The following is a 13,802-nucleotide window of genomic DNA, read 5'->3' as shown; positions in this document are numbered from 1 at the left end:
ACTCCGGCCAGACGTGGGGGCCTCTCACGGAGGTACGCGTGGGCGAGGACCCGGTGGTCCCGGAGAACCCGGGCCGCTACCCGCCGTGCGTCTGCCTCCGGTGCTCGAAGCAAGCCCGGATTGCCGTCGCGTCCTTCCGGATGGTGTCGTGATGCGTTGCGCGCACTGGCGCTGGGTGCCCCTCGACCTGACACGGGAAGCGCGGGAGAGGTCGGCCGCCGCGTACATCGACAGGGCGGTGCAGTGCCAGCTGTCCGCGCACGACGAGGGTGAGCACTTCGGTCTCCTCACCGACGCCGGGGCGTACGGGACTGCGCTGTGGCTCCGCTGGCACGGGACGGACGAGGCGGAACTTGTCGTGCTGTCGGACTGCCCGGTGGTCGCCCCGGGGCCCGACGGTGAGGGCTGCTGTCTGTTCGCCGACCACGCCAAGCAGCACACCTGGGAAGACGCCCCGGAGGAGGTCTCGTGCACCGGCTGATTGCCCAGGGGAAGCAACCGGGCTGCGCGAGAACGACTTCCTCCTCCCGGAAGAAGGCTGGGGAGGGCTGATCCTCTCGACCAGCACCCCGCGTGTGGGATCGGGCTGGACAGACACCGGCGAGTCCTTCGACGCCCGGGGTCTCAAGGAGCGGGCTCGCAAGGCCACCCGCTCTGTGCCCATCCCTCCGGTCCTCGTCCGCCTGGTCCGTGACCACATCAAGGAGTTCGGCACAGCCGAGGACGGTCGCCTCTTCCGCGCGGTCCAGGGAGGCCACCTGCTCTCGAAGGAGTACGGCGAGATCTGGCAGGCTGCCCGCAAAGAGGTCCTGACCGAGGCCGAGGTCGCCTCCCCGCTGGCAGACGTGCCGTACTCCCTCCGGCACGCGGGCGTCTCCCTCTGGCTCGACTCCGGTGTCACGCCCGCCGAGGTCGCCCGCCGAGCCGGCCACAGCATCGCGGTCCTCTTCCGCTTCTACGCCAAGGCGATACATGGATCTCAAGACAGAGCCAACGCTCTGATAGAGAGTCGATTGCTCTAGCGTCACCTCGACGCGATCTGACCGCTCGCCTCTCCAGCCGGAACAGGAATGGCGATGGCCGATTCCCCATCCACCTCGGGCCCCTCAAGGTACTGGTCGAGAAAACCCTCCAACCGGGATACAACCAATTCCCACTCTTCAAGCACAACGGAAGAAGCATTCAAAAGACCTGAGCGACCATGCAGAATGTCCGATGACTTCTTGTAGATATGGCGAGATAGCCTAATTACACCAAGAACCTCTCCATATCTATCCTGCCCCACAAGGCCAAGCACAAAGGCCAGTTGAGCATCCGCCTCGCTTGAGGCAGTCGGAGGCCGATCCGGTTTGGACACTAGCTTATAGGCGTCAAAGGAAACCCTCTCGATTCGCAACCTCAATTCCAGAACCTTGATTCTGCGCAACGAGAGGTCGGCCACATCCATTCAGAAATCCCACTCCCCCAGGGTCGAGCAAGCATCAAGACCTGCCCTGATCTCCAACTTCAGATCAGCCTTCACTTCCTCTCCCCCATGTGCAGCGCTGTTCCACTTGGCAACGTGATGCCCGCATGCCTGCCGGGCCTTGTCGACAGGGTGAGGAAGAGCCGGATCCAAAGAGATGATCTGCTTAGCCACATCGAGTCGCTTGACGGTTGTCATTGCTTCATCCAGGAGCCCCAGCGACTTAGCCACATTCTCCCCTGAGTAAAGTGAATACCGGACGACACACTGCCTCAGCGCGTCATCCAATGCCTGCCGCAGCAGCCCTCGAATTATCTGCACCTCACTGAGGTATCCGGTAGAAGACACCTTGGGCGAGAACTGCCATACCGATTCGGCATCCTTAATAAGGACTCGCCAAAGCTCGTCGGTCTTCTCAACAGAGATCTCTCCCCGGATCCCGTCACGGCTTACGACCCATGCATCGCACACCTGGCTCCGCGCTAGAAGATGCTCTTTCAAACGCTCATCGTGAGTTAGAACGATGACGCGCCTAACCTTCGCCAGATCGGAAACCACGGCGGCCAGCCTGTCGACCCTAATTTCATCGAACGAATGGACGGGATCGTCTAGGATCAGGAAATTAAAGGGTCCAGAACCAGTCGTCGCAAACAGCGGAGCAAGCAAGAAAGCATTCCTCTGCCCTGCGCTCAGCATGGCAAGTTCCAGCTTGTTCCCATCAGCTCCCTGTACGGAAATTTCAGCCCGCGTCCGCTTGAGGTTTACCGACTCCAGGACGATTCCAGCATCTTTCAGGAGACGCTCCACCTGCACGCCGGCCTTACCTTCGAAACGCACAGTCCGCCCAGTGCGAAGGCGGTCCTCAAGTTCACCGATAGACTTGCGCGTCGCCTCCCAGAGGGGAGCAGATTCAGCTTCCTCATGTTCCTGTTCCCAGGCCGCGATGTACAGCTCTAGGGTCGCTCTACGACCCCGTCGCCACTGAGCAGAAATATCACTCAGCTCGATCGCCTTACTCGAAAGACTCTTCCAGGCTTCCCCTGAAAGTTCCGCTCGAATGCTGAGGAACCCTGTTACTACAGGGGCGATAGGCTGCTCGCCGTACGCCTCGAATGCCGCCAGTAGAGCCGCGTACTCCGATCGGAGACTATCGAGCAGTGATTCATCGAACTCTTCTAGCCCTGAGACGATGTCGAGAACCGTCGGGATGATTTCAATGGCTCCGCGAAGCGCCTTCAGTGAGGCGTTTGCCGCATTTCTCCTTGGTGCGGTCTCGGCAACATTCGCCAAGTTGTCAGCCAAACGCTTCACCCAATCGGAAACCTCACTGTCACAGACCGGGCAGATATATCCGCTGTTGGCAACCTGCTCGACCTCCGAATGGAGAGAAGTAAGATGAACCGCCAACCGATGGTGAACCGTAGGAACGTCCCCTAGCACCAACTCCAGATCACGGTCGACGTCGCGCAGCGAAGCAGCCAGCCTTTCGATTCCAGCCGCCGTAACCTCAGGTAGCGTTGCTCCGACTTCGGTGAGTCCGTTCTCAGTCAGCCAGACCCGCACGTCGCGCACATCTTCGCTCCAAGACACATCTGGAAGATGGTGCTGTGGTTCGAGTTCAAAGAAGTGGGCATCTACCCTTGCCACCCTCTCCTTAGCGCCCTTGAGTGCGGCTGCGAGACGCTTACGACTAGCAGTTGCGGAGGAGCTGATCTCCTCAACACGACGTTCCAGGTGATCAAAGCAGCCACCGAGTGCAAGCAGATTCTCAATATACCTCTGCAGATCTTCGTGCTGCTGCACACGCCTCTCTACATCGGCATACGAAAATACCGGCGGGTGAGATTCCACGGCGTAATGCCATGAGGTCTCCGATATTTCGAAACTCGCAGCCTCTCCACCCGAAACCTCACGGAGAGAATCGAAGTTGCTAACCTGGCCGTCCTTGCCGATTCGAGCCGTGAGTCGAAGCGACTCATCACCTCGCATCAGAACGACTTCAACCGTTGATTCTTCCGCATCGCGGGCGCAGTTTACTTTCTCCCACAGTGGACTCTTCCCGCTTCTCGCATTCGCCGGAGTAACTGCCGCCCACCAGTCCGAGCGGCCCGAAAGCGCCGTTCGGATCCCATCAGAGATGCTCGACTTCCCAGATCCATTGGGCCCGTGAAGGATAGTCACACCCGGCGTCGGGTCAAACTGAAAGGAAAAAGGAACAGTCGCGCCCTGAAACCCCTCGATCCTCAGTGAAACGAGGTCCCATGAAGGACCGCTCGTAGGATCCCATGCATCGGTTCTCCCTGTTCCCCTGATCTCTTCGATCAGAGTGAGGAGGTTCCCCCAAGCCTGCTTCTTCTGGGGGCTGTTCGCACGAGCCAGCGCGATCTTGCATTCCTCGGCAAGGTCCGCGTATGTAAGAAGGCTCAGCTCGCTAGGTCCGGCCGAGGATCGGGCGCGATCGCCATCAGGGGCCGAACTGGTAGCCGTGTGACGATGAAGGTCCACCGATGCTCCCTGTGCAGAACGCTCCTTGCGATTCGTGATGCTACCCAGGTAACTACGGCTGGTGCATGGGGTTTTGCCCGATTCCCTTCCCCTCCACCTGAAGCGCGCACGGCGGTCCACCCCTGGTCCACACACCATGATCCAAAGCGGCACACAGGCGGTTCAGGGTGAGACAGGCCCCCCATGACGAAGGGGTGCCCCTGGTCGGGGCACCCCTTCTGATCAGCACGTTCTCTGACTTGGCGGTGGGTGTGGGATTTGAACCCACGGTGACTTGCGCCACGACGGTTTTCAAGACCGTTCCCTTAGGCCGCTCGGGCAACCCACCCCGGCGTCCGGCCCCCCTGGGGCGGAGCGGGGTACAGCCTACCGGTCTCCGGGCTCGGTCGGGGGCTCGGTCCGCGGGCGCTCTTTCGTCCGCGGGCACCGGTCCCATCGGAACCGGGCGCCTTCGCGGCGAGTTTTCGTGATCCGCGGTGGTGATCGCCGGTCTGGGTGATCATCGGTCTGCGTGTGTCGTCGTCGCCGTCGCGGTCCAGGGCCGTACGTGACGGAGGGCGGGGCACCGCACGTCACGTCAGCTCCCGCAAGAAGGCTGTGAGGCTGTGTCCGTCGCGTTCGCCACCTGCACCTACCGGTACCGGCGGGGTCCCGTCGTCCTCGACGGGCTCAGCTTCGGCTTCCCCTCGGGACGTACGGTGCTCCTGGGGCCGAACGGGGCCGGCAAGACCACGCTCCTGGCCATCGCGGCCTCCGCGTTGCAGCCCCGCGCCGGCACCGTCGCCTTCGCCGGCCTCGACCCGGCGATACGTGGCCAGTTACGTGCCTACCGGCGCCAAGTCGGCTGGATGCCCCAGCACATCGCCCCCGTTCCCGGCATGACGTGCCGGGAACAGGTCGCCTATGCCGGATGGCTCAAGGGCATGACGCGGCGCGAGGCGTGGGGAGCGGCCGTGGAGGCGCTGGGGCGGGTGGGGCTCGCCAAGAAGGCCGACCAGCGGGCCTCGGCGCTGTCGGGCGGGCAGCTCCGACGCGTCGGCGTGGCGCAGACGCTGGTCCACGACTCCCGGCTGGTCCTCCTGGACGAGCCGACAGCCGGTCTCGACCCCGCGCAGAGGGGCGTCTTCCGCAAGGTGGTCGAGCAGCTCTCCGAGAGCGCGGACGTGATCGTCTCCACCCATCAGACCGAGGATCTCTCCGAGGTGTACGACCACGTCGTCGTCCTGTCGGAGGGAACGATCCGTTTCAGCGGCACGGTGAAGGAGTTCCACGCCCGGGCGCCGGCGGACACCGCCTCGGGCCGCTGGGCCGAAGGCGCCTACGCGGCGGTGCTCGGCGGGGGTGAGGCGTGGTGATGTTCCGTTTCCACCCGCGCGCCCACTCGGCCGTCCTCGCCGCGCCGCCGCTCCTGGGCATCGTCCTCCTCTATGTCTTCTCGGCGGAGGTGTCCGGGAACCTGGACGGATACTGGACGTCCGCCACGGCGAAGGCGGCCTCCACGCTGATGTTCATCGCTCCGGTGACCGCGGCATGCGCCGCCTGGGAAGCCGGAAGGCTCCGCAGCGCCCGAATCGGGAACAGGACTCCCACGCGCAACGGGTGGCGGATCGGCGCCGCCGCCCTCGTACCGGTCATGGCACTGGGCTTCGTCGCCCTGGGGGTGTCGCTCGCCGGAGTGCGGATGCAGATGGAGTCGCCCGGGGGGTGGCCCGATCTCCCCATCCTCGCCTCCGCCGCGGTCGTCCTGGTCGCCCACACCCTGGCCGGTTACGCGGTCGGCATGTGGCTGCCCGCGGTGGCCGCCGTCCCGGTGGTCCTGGTCGGCGACTACCTGTGGAACGTCTACCCGCCCGCACTCGAACCCGTGTGGCTGCGCCATCTCACCGGGCCGGCGTTCGGCTGCTGCATGAACGCCGCCGTCGCCGACCCGGCGAGCATCGTGGGCCCCGCCCTTCTGGCCGCGGGCCTGGCCGCCCTCGCCGTCGGCGCCGTGGCCGCTTCCCCGCACGCCCCGCGCCTGGGCGCTCTCCCCGGCCCCGCCGCGTACGCCGGCGGCGCGGTGGCTCTGCTCACCACCGTGGCGACCACCACGGGGAGCGTCGCCCTCGTGGACGGGCTCGGCCCCGACGCGGTCCGTGCGCGTCCCGCGTCCGACCTCGTCTGCGCCGACGCCGAGGGCACCCGTGTGTGCGTGTGGCCCGAGCACCGGGCCCGTCTGGCCGAGACCACCGGCATCGTGACCACGGCCGTCGCGGGGCTCAGCCGCGTCGGGATCACCGCACCGGACGTCGTCACCGAAGACGGCCGGCGGACCTCCGCGAAGCGGTGGACGGTCACGGTCCGGCAAGATCCGGGCTTCACCGGCCAGGACATCCGGTCCGGGCTCGTCTCCGACCTCAGCCGGCTCCTGGTCGACACCGCGGAAGGGGCGGACCCCGGGAACTGCCCGGCGGACCAGGCCGTCGCCGTACAGCGGGCTCTCGAAGCCGAGGACGGTCTCCGTGTCTGGCTCTCCGCGCACGCCGGGGCGAGCGAGGAGGAAGCCCGTCACCGCGTCGACCCCTCTGTGGGGGAATCCGTCGCGCCCGTCCTCGCCGACGGCGTGGAGACCCAGAAGGACTGGTACCGGTCCGCCCTCGCCCGTGCGCGGTGCATGCCGCGATGACCTGGTGGCTCCACACACGCCGTGTCGCCCTGCTCATGGGCGTGACCGCCGGCTTCTGGGCCGTCGTCCTCGCCGTCGGCGACAGCGGCGTCGCCCTGCCGCAGTTGGGGGGCGCGACCTCGGTGAGCGTCCCCTTGGTCCTGTTCACCCCGCTGGCACCGGCCATCGCCCTGAACGCCTGCTGCGGGTCACCCACGTCCGTCGAGTCGACCGCGGTCCGGCGTGCCGCCGCCCTCGACGCGCTGCTCGCCGCCGGGATCGTGGCGCTGACGGCCGCCGCGGTACTCCCGTTCATCGCCGGATGGCTCACCGGACTCGACGGTTCCACGGCCGAGGCGGCCCTCCGCAACCTGGCCTGCTACACCGGACTCGCCCTCCTCGGCAGGACGGTCCTCGGGGACCACGCCTCGACCGTGCTTCCGACGCTGGCGGCCTTGGCCGTCTCGGTCTTCGGCTACGGACGTGACCAGTCGGCGCACTGGTGGGCCTGGCCGGCGGCCGAGACGTCCGACACGCTGTCCTGGACGGGTTCCGCCGCACTCCTCGTCATCGGCCTGCATCGCATCGCCCGGAGGGATTTTCCGCGCCGCTCGTAGGAGGGCTTCCCTCCCGTTCTCCGGCGAACGGGACGTCCGCCCGCCGGAGGCGGCCAAGGCCACGGGCCGCGCTCCGGGCGCCCCCGCCGCACGGGGCCTGCCCCGCGGTGCCGCACCCCGGGCGCCCCCTGCCGGGCAGGCCCCGTGGCGCGGGCCGGGTCACTCGTCGCCGGTCTTGGAGCCCAGGGTGAGGTCGGTGGTGTGCTGCTTGCCGCCGCGCTCGTAGGTGACCGTCACCTTGTCCCCGGGCTTGTGGGTCCAGATCTCGCCGATCAGCGTGGGACCGGAGTCGATCACCCGGTCGTCCAGCTTGGTGATGACGTCCCCGGGCTTCAGCCCCGCCGCCGCCGCGGGACCGCCCGCCTCGACGGGCGCCGAGCCACTGACGCCCTGCTCCGTGATCTTGGCGCCGCTCGTCGTCTCCTCCAGGGAGACGGAGGCGCCGATCTTCGCGTAGACCGGCTTGCCCGTCTTGATCAGTTGTTGGGCGACGAACTTCGCCTGGTTGACCGGGATGGCGAAGCCGAGGCCGATGGAGCCCGCCTGGCCGGTGCCGAAACCGCCGTTGCTCGTGGACTGGATCGCGGAGTTGATCCCGATGACGTTGCCCTGCGCGTCGAGCAGCGGTCCGCCGGAGTTGCCCGGGTTGATCGACGCGTCGGTCTGCAGGGCGCTCATGTAGGAGGACTTGCTGCCGGCGCTGCCGTCGCTGGAGGCCACGGGGCGGTTCTTGGCGCTGATGATGCCGGTGGTCACGGTGTTGGAGAGGCCGAAGGGGGCGCCGATGGCGATGGTGCTGTCGCCGACGGCGACCTTGTCGGAGTCGCCCAGCGGCAGGGGCACGAGGTCCGACGGCGCGTCGACGAGCTTGATGACCGCCACGTCGTAGCCCTGGGCGTGGCCGACCACCCGGGCCTGGTACTTCTTGCCGTCGGGGAAGGTCGCGCTGAGTCTGCCGCCGTCGACCGCGTCGGCCACCACGTGGTTGTTGGTGACGATGTGGCCCTGCTTGTCGAAGACGAACCCGGTGCCGGTGCCGCCCTCGCCGTTGGTGCTCGCGGCCTCGATCGTGACCGTGCTCGGCAGCGCCTTGGCGGCCACACCCGCGACCGTGCCGGGGTCGCGCTTGACGGAGCCGCCGGTGTCCGAGGCGGCGACCGTCGTCGAACTCGTCTCGTCGTTGTTCCTGGCCAGCGTGTAGCCGAGGCCGCCGCCCAGGCCGCCCGCGACCAGCGCGGCGACGAGGATCGCGGCGACCAGACCGCCCCGGCCGCGGGGCTTGGGGGCGGGCGGCTGGTACGAGGAACCCCATCCGCCGCCGGAACCGCCCCATCCGCCGCCGGAGCCGTCCCCGCCGCCGTAGGAGGGGAGGGACGGCGGCGGGGGCGGGGGCGGCCAGGAGGCGTCGGGCGCCTGGCTCCCCGGAGCGTCACCGGCCTGATGGGGCGCGTACGACGGCGCGCTGGGCGGCGCGGCGGGCGCCTCCGGAGCGCCGTGCGGGTCAAAAGCGCCGTGCGGACCCGGCGCGTGCTCCGGGTCGGAGGCGCCGTACGGCGCCGCGGGCGCGGGGGTGTGCGGGCCGCCGTCGTCGGGCGCGGCCGGGTGCGGGGAGGCTGCGGGAGAATCCACCCGCACGGGAGGTGCGGACGGGGCCGGGGGTACCGCGGTGCCCTCGTTCTCGGTGCTCACAGCTTCTCTCCTCGGTCCATCCACGGCTGTCTCCCGGTCGCACGGCTCACGCGCCCGGCCACGTTCACGCGGGCTGCTCCACGCTCCGGCGCGGGTGCCGGGATACGGGTTTCGTCGTATGCCATCAGCTTTTCCCACGGGCCGTCAGAGCACCGTAAGCGGTCGCTGTGCGTCCACGATTCTTCTTTATATAGGTCATCCAAGACTAAACGGACGTGAGGCCGTCGCATCCGTTCGCCCATCTACCCGCACACGGTGGCACCATGACGCGGTGACCCACGCACGACAGCAACCGATCCAGGTCGTCGCCCACCGCGGAGCCTCGGAGGAGGCGCCCGAGCACACCCTCGCCGCCTACCGGAAGGCGATCGAGGAGGGAGCGGACGCCCTGGAGTGCGACGTGCGCCTGACCGCCGACGGCCACCTCGTCTGCGTCCACGACTGGCGGGTCAACCGTACGTCCAACGGGCGCGGCGCGGTCTCCGCCCTGGAGCTGTCCGATCTGGCCGCGCTGGACTTCGGCTCGCGCAGGAGCCGCGAGTCCTGGCGGCGGCGCGGTGAGGAACCGGACTGGGTGCACCGGCCCGAGGACCGCGAGGAGACCTCCGTCCTGACCCTGGAGCGGCTGCTCGAACTCGTGGCGGACGCGGGGCGGCGCGTGGAACTGGCCATCGAGACCAAGCACCCCACCCGTTGGGCGGGACAGGTCGAGGAACGGCTGCTGGAGCTGCTGCGACGGTTCGGGCTCGACGCCCCGGCCTCGCCCGAGGAGTCCCCGGTGCGGGTGATGAGCTTCTCCGCCCGCTCGCTGCACCGGGTGCGGGCGGCGGCGCCGACGCTGCCGACGGTGTACCTGATGCAGTTCGTCACACCCCGGCTGCGCGAGGGAAGGCTGCCACCCGGGGTCGGCATCGCGGGCCCCTCGATCCGGATCGTGCGGAACAACCCGGCCTACGTCGAACGGCTGCGGCAGACCGGCCACCCGGTGCACGTGTGGACCGTGAACGAGCCCGTGGACGTGGACCGGTGCGTCGAACTGGGCGTCGACGCGATCATCACCAACCGGCCGCGCGCGGTGCTGGAGCGGCTGGGGCGCTGAGCCTCGCCGGCGGTGCCGGAGCGACCGGGCGCCGAGCCGCGGGCGGCCACGCCCTTGCGTGAGCCGTACACGACAGGTGGTGCACCGGCGCGTTCGGTGCGTGTCCCGCCGTGTCGAATGCGTCACCACGGGGGGATCGACCGGTTTCCGGCCCAGGCCGGTGGGGCATCCACACCGTGGCGTGGGGCGAAGGAGGTCTCGGGGGTGGCGTTGGTGGTGGCACAGGAGGTGCCCACGTCGTCGAGCATGGCCGTACCCCATGGCCCTGCGGGCGTGGGGGAAGCACGACAGCGGATGCGTGAGCAGTTGCGCGGAGGCGGCGTGGCGGAATCGGTCATCGACGACGCCGTACTGGTTCTTTCGGAGCTCTTGAGCAATGCGTGCAAACACGGCCGTCCCCTGGACGGCGTGGCGGTCGGCGACGGTGCCGTGCGCGCCGCGTGGCGGGTGGACCCGGCCGGTCGGCTCCTCGTGGAGGTCACGGACGGCGGCGGTCCGACCCGCCCCGCCCCGGCGACCCCGTCGGTCACCGCGCACGGCGGCCGGGGGCTGAACATCATCACCGCCCTCGCGGACGACTGGGGGGTACGGGACGACGTGCGCGGGGAGGTCACGGTCTGGGTCGTCGTCCACACCGACGTGTACGACCCGGACGCCGGGCACCGGCGCGACGACTTCGTCAGCCGGGTCGTGGCACCGGCGGTGTCGCACCTGCCCGGCCTGGATTTCGCGGAAGCCTTCGACGACGCGGGCTGACCGGCCACTCCGGCCACTCCGGCCGCGCCGGGAGAGCCGGCCGTACGGGCCTGCCCCGACCGGGGCGGGCCGCACGGTCGCTCACGGGGGACGGCGTCCCGGGCGGGTGCCTCGCCCTCTCGTACGGAACCTGCCCCTCAGGACCGGGCGGGGTTCCGCCCCGGTGTCCCGGCTGCCCGGCGCCCCTGTGCCCCGGCACCCGGTCAACCCGGCCTCCCAAGGCCCCCGGTGCCCCCGGCACCCGCTCCCCCGGCGGCCCGCCGCCCGGTTGTCCACAGGGTCCGGCCGGCCGGTGGGCGAACGGCTAGGCTCGCGCCGTACGAGAAGAGCCGCAACCGGGAGACACCCACGATGGCCAAGAAGCGATCCCAGACCAAGGCCGGGCGGCCCCGGCTCGACGAGGGAGCGATCCCGGTCGTCGGAGCCCGTGAGCCCTGCCCCTGCGGCAGTGGCCGCCGCTACAAGGCGTGCCACGGCCGGGCCGCGGCGCAGGCCACGACCGAGCTGGTGCAGCGCCCCTTCGAGGGACTGCCCGGCGAGTGCGACTGGGTGGCCCTGCGCGAGCTGGTCCCCGCGGCCACCGTCGAGCTGACCCTGGCGGACGGAGTGCCCGAGGGCGTCCCGTCGGTCACGCTGGCCACGGTGCTGCCGATGGCCTGGCCGGCGCTGCGCCGCGAGGACGGCTCCGTCCTCCTCGGCCTGCAGAACGACACGGCCTCCGGCGACATCAGCCGCGACCTCGTCGACACCCTCCGGCGGGCGCTGACCGCCGAGCCGGGCACGCCGGTGCAGGGCCGCCGCGTCCCGGCCGACGGCCCGCGGCTCCAGGACCTCCTGGACCCGGAGGGCGCCTTCGAGCCGGTGGTGCACACGGGCTTCGAGTTCTGGGTCCCGGACGCGGAGAACGCGACGCCGGAGGTGGCCGCCTCCCTGGAGCGGGCCAACGCCGCGGCGCTGCCGACCGTCCGCCTCCAGAGCGTGGACGCCGCCTACTGGTGCGAGACGCCGGAGAAGAACCACCTGCGCTGGGTCATGCCGCACGAGGAGGAGCGGCTTCTGGACGCGCTCGCCCGGCTGCACGCGGCGGGCCGGTCCTCCCTCGGCGAGGGCACGCGGCTGGTCGGTTCCTTCCGGGCCCACGGGCTCACCGTCCCGGTCTGGGACCTGCCGAGCGGGGTCGGCGCGCAGGACGTGGAGAAGCCGGCGGCCGAGTTCGCCGAGCGGCTCGCCGAGGCCCTGGCGGCGCAGGCGCCCCTCACGGCCGAGGAGCGCCGGGCGCGCGGCGGGCTGACGAACCGCCAGGTCACGCTGAGCTGACCCGGCCGCGCGGCACCGGTCCGGCCGCCTCCCGGCCGGACCGGCCGACCGATGTGGACCGGAGCGCTCCGCTCCTAACTCCCCTATGTCACAGGCGAGTCGGTGACCGGAAAACTGAGATCGAATTTGCTAACCGCCGATCTCTTGTTACCGTTCCAGTAGCCCGGTTGCTGGTGCATCCCCCGTCGCCAGCAACCGGGTCTTTCTGTGCGACCGGCCCCTCACGCACCGCGTTCGCTGCTCAACCACCCGTTGCCGTGGTGAAGTTGCTCCCGGACCGCAGCAGGGTCCCGCCGCCGTCCCGTTCGGTGAACTCGGCGACCGCCTCGTACCCCGCCGCACCGCCCCGCAGGGGCTGCCGCGAGGTCTCGCACACGTCGGGGGCGTCCCCGGCACCCACCGGACACCGCGCCCGTACGGCCTGGCCGCCGGGCCCCGTCAGGCGGAGCACCGACTCCAGCGGGCGTCCGGTGGCATTGCGGTAGGAGGTCCGCGCCCAGGTCTCGGCCCCTTGCGTCAGCACACAGGTCCGCGCCTCCAGGCCCCCGGGCGCGTTGAGTCCGGGACCGCAGCGCATGGCGGTGGCGGCACCGGGCGGCAGCGGGGAGCGGCCCCCGTCGTCGGGCGGCAGCGGGGAGCGGTCCCCCTCGTCGGGCTCCCCGGCCGGGGAGGAGGCCCCGGACACGGTGACGCCGGTGTGCGGCGCGAGGGTGCGCACCGCCGGTGGGGCGTCGTCGGTCAGGTCTCCCCCGGTTCCGGAGCAGGCCGTGGCACAGGACAGCGCGACCGCGCCCAGTACGGCACCGAGGAAGGCGTACCGGCGCGGGGCGCGGCGGCTCGACAGCGGTGCGGTCCGGCGGGGTCTCGCGGCGCGGCGGTTGCCCGCGGCATCAAGCGACATGGGGCGGACGATAACGAGCGCGGGCCCGCCCACAGGCCGCCCGCGCCCGACACTCCCTACAGCTCGGGCGCGCTCACACCCGTCCGGGTGAGGGCGTCGACCACCGCGTCCACCACGGCCTCCACGTCGGGCACCCAGGGCGCGGCGGAGCCGGGCAGCGGCGCCCGCTCCCAGCGGACCTCACCGGTGCCGGTCTCGCCCGGGGGCAGGGCGAGGTAACCGCCCTCCCCGTGGAAGCGGAGCGAGCCGGGGACGTGGTCCTTGGCGTAGAGGAGTTCGCCCAACTGCTCCATGGTGTACGGCCGCACGAGTACCGCCCAGCGGGAGGGCGAGGCGACGACCGGGCCGAGCCGCATCCCGGCGCGGTCCAGCGCGGCCAGGGCACGGGCGGCCGGCAGGGCGGGCAGGGAGACGGCGCACGGGGCGCCGCCCCCGGTGGCCAGCACGATCGGTGCCGTCGGCCGGTTGCTCCACCACCAGCGCACCATGCGCCCGTCGGTGGTGGCCGCGAGCAGGCCGGGGTCGAAGGGGTGCGCGCCGGGCACCGTGCACTCCGCGTCGGGGCAGGTGCAGCGCGACCGCGCCTCCGGGTCCGGCGCCGCGCCGGGGAGGACGGGCCACTGCCATTGCGTCGCGTAGGTCAGGGCCGCGCCGATCAGCTCAGGCCGCCCGTCGTCGTCGCGCCGGGACAGGAGCCTGCGTCGCTTTCCGAGGATCTCGCGCATGAGCGCTCGTTCCTTTCCGTTGCACGCCTGGCAACACCGTGGTCACATCACACCATGTGTCGATCACTTCGCTTGCGGAGCTTG

Annotated in this window: 13 protein-coding genes and 1 tRNA gene; 8 read left to right on the top strand and 6 right to left on the bottom strand. The window is 69.9% G+C overall.

What is annotated here, in order from left to right; translation table 11 throughout:
- Window positions 1-151: 151 nt before the first annotated feature.
- Window positions 152-481, top strand: coding sequence for a hypothetical protein (locus tag J5Y05_RS15080; RefSeq protein WP_210872516.1), 330 nt, complete (start codon window positions 152-154; stop codon window positions 479-481).
- Window positions 482-656: 175 nt separating this feature from the next.
- Window positions 657-1,022: a site-specific integrase gene (locus J5Y05_RS15075; RefSeq protein ID WP_307853920.1), complete on the top strand. Its 366-nt coding sequence runs from the start codon at window positions 657-659 to the stop codon at window positions 1,020-1,022.
- Window positions 1,023-1,024: 2 nt separating this feature from the next.
- Here the strand turns inward: J5Y05_RS15075 and J5Y05_RS15070 are convergent, their stop codons facing one another.
- The 3 genes from J5Y05_RS15070 to J5Y05_RS15060 form a co-directional block, all read right to left on the bottom strand.
- Window positions 1,025-1,447 (bottom strand): hypothetical protein, encoded by a 423-nt coding sequence (locus J5Y05_RS15070; RefSeq protein WP_210872515.1) that lies wholly within the window; start codon window positions 1,445-1,447, stop codon window positions 1,025-1,027.
- The gene (locus J5Y05_RS15065; protein ID WP_210872513.1) at window positions 1,448-3,970 is read right to left on the bottom strand and encodes an AAA family ATPase; all 2,523 of its coding nucleotides are present in this window, start codon (window positions 3,968-3,970) and stop codon (window positions 1,448-1,450) included. It abuts the gene before it with no gap.
- Window positions 3,971-4,210: 240 nt separating this feature from the next.
- A tRNA-Ser gene (locus tag J5Y05_RS15060) sits at window positions 4,211-4,298 on the bottom strand.
- A gap of 277 nt (window positions 4,299-4,575) precedes the next feature.
- On the opposite strand from J5Y05_RS15060, the gene J5Y05_RS32260 reads away from it, so the two are divergent.
- From J5Y05_RS32260 to J5Y05_RS15045, 3 genes are read left to right on the top strand one after another with little or no spacing between them, the layout of a single operon-like run.
- Window positions 4,576-5,325, top strand: a complete 750-nt coding sequence (locus tag J5Y05_RS32260; protein WP_210872511.1) for an ATP-binding cassette domain-containing protein — start codon at window positions 4,576-4,578, stop codon at window positions 5,323-5,325.
- Window positions 5,325-6,635 carry a DUF7224 domain-containing protein gene (locus J5Y05_RS15050; RefSeq protein WP_210872509.1) on the top strand — a complete coding sequence of 437 codons (1,311 nt, stop codon included), beginning with the start codon at window positions 5,325-5,327 and terminating at the stop codon, window positions 6,633-6,635. Before J5Y05_RS32260 ends, J5Y05_RS15050 begins: the two co-directional genes overlap by 1 nt.
- Window positions 6,632-7,231 carry a hypothetical protein gene (locus J5Y05_RS15045; RefSeq protein WP_210872507.1) on the top strand — a complete coding sequence of 200 codons (600 nt, stop codon included), beginning with the start codon at window positions 6,632-6,634 and terminating at the stop codon, window positions 7,229-7,231. Before J5Y05_RS15050 ends, J5Y05_RS15045 begins: the two co-directional genes overlap by 4 nt.
- A gap of 159 nt (window positions 7,232-7,390) precedes the next feature.
- On the opposite strand, the gene J5Y05_RS15040 is transcribed toward J5Y05_RS15045, so the two are convergent.
- Window positions 7,391-8,920: a S1C family serine protease gene (locus J5Y05_RS15040; RefSeq protein WP_210872505.1), complete on the bottom strand. Its 1,530-nt coding sequence runs from the start codon at window positions 8,918-8,920 to the stop codon at window positions 7,391-7,393.
- A gap of 271 nt (window positions 8,921-9,191) precedes the next feature.
- On the opposite strand from J5Y05_RS15040, the gene J5Y05_RS15035 reads away from it, so the two are divergent.
- The 3 genes from J5Y05_RS15035 (at window position 9,192) to J5Y05_RS15025 (ending at window position 12,092) form a co-directional block, all read left to right on the top strand.
- Window positions 9,192-10,019 carry a glycerophosphodiester phosphodiesterase gene (locus J5Y05_RS15035; protein WP_210872503.1) on the top strand — a complete coding sequence of 276 codons (828 nt, stop codon included), beginning with the start codon at window positions 9,192-9,194 and terminating at the stop codon, window positions 10,017-10,019.
- A gap of 117 nt (window positions 10,020-10,136) precedes the next feature.
- Complete coding sequence (locus J5Y05_RS15030) at window positions 10,137-10,775, top strand: ATP-binding protein (RefSeq protein WP_210872792.1); 639 nt, start codon at window positions 10,137-10,139, stop codon at window positions 10,773-10,775.
- A gap of 351 nt (window positions 10,776-11,126) precedes the next feature.
- Entirely contained in the window at window positions 11,127-12,092 is a 966-nt protein-coding gene (locus J5Y05_RS15025; RefSeq protein ID WP_210872501.1) for a DUF5926 family protein, read from the top strand.
- A 241-nt stretch (window positions 12,093-12,333) separates the two neighbouring features.
- Here J5Y05_RS15025 and J5Y05_RS15020 read toward each other — a convergent pair whose 3' ends face one another.
- Together J5Y05_RS15020 and J5Y05_RS15015 are read right to left on the bottom strand one after the other, a co-directional pair.
- Window positions 12,334-12,993, bottom strand: a complete 660-nt coding sequence (locus J5Y05_RS15020; protein WP_247614642.1) for a hypothetical protein — start codon at window positions 12,991-12,993, stop codon at window positions 12,334-12,336.
- Between the two features lie 56 nt (window positions 12,994-13,049).
- Complete coding sequence (locus J5Y05_RS15015) at window positions 13,050-13,718, bottom strand: bifunctional DNA primase/polymerase (protein WP_210872499.1); 669 nt, start codon at window positions 13,716-13,718, stop codon at window positions 13,050-13,052.
- Between the last annotated feature and the right edge of the window lie 84 nt (window positions 13,719-13,802).

Origin of the sequence: Streptomyces tagetis (assembly GCF_018069565.1) — a bacterium.
GTDB classification, from domain to species: domain Bacteria; phylum Actinomycetota; class Actinomycetes; order Streptomycetales; family Streptomycetaceae; genus Streptomyces; species Streptomyces tagetis.
This window is presented reverse-complemented; position numbering and strand designations above follow the sequence as displayed.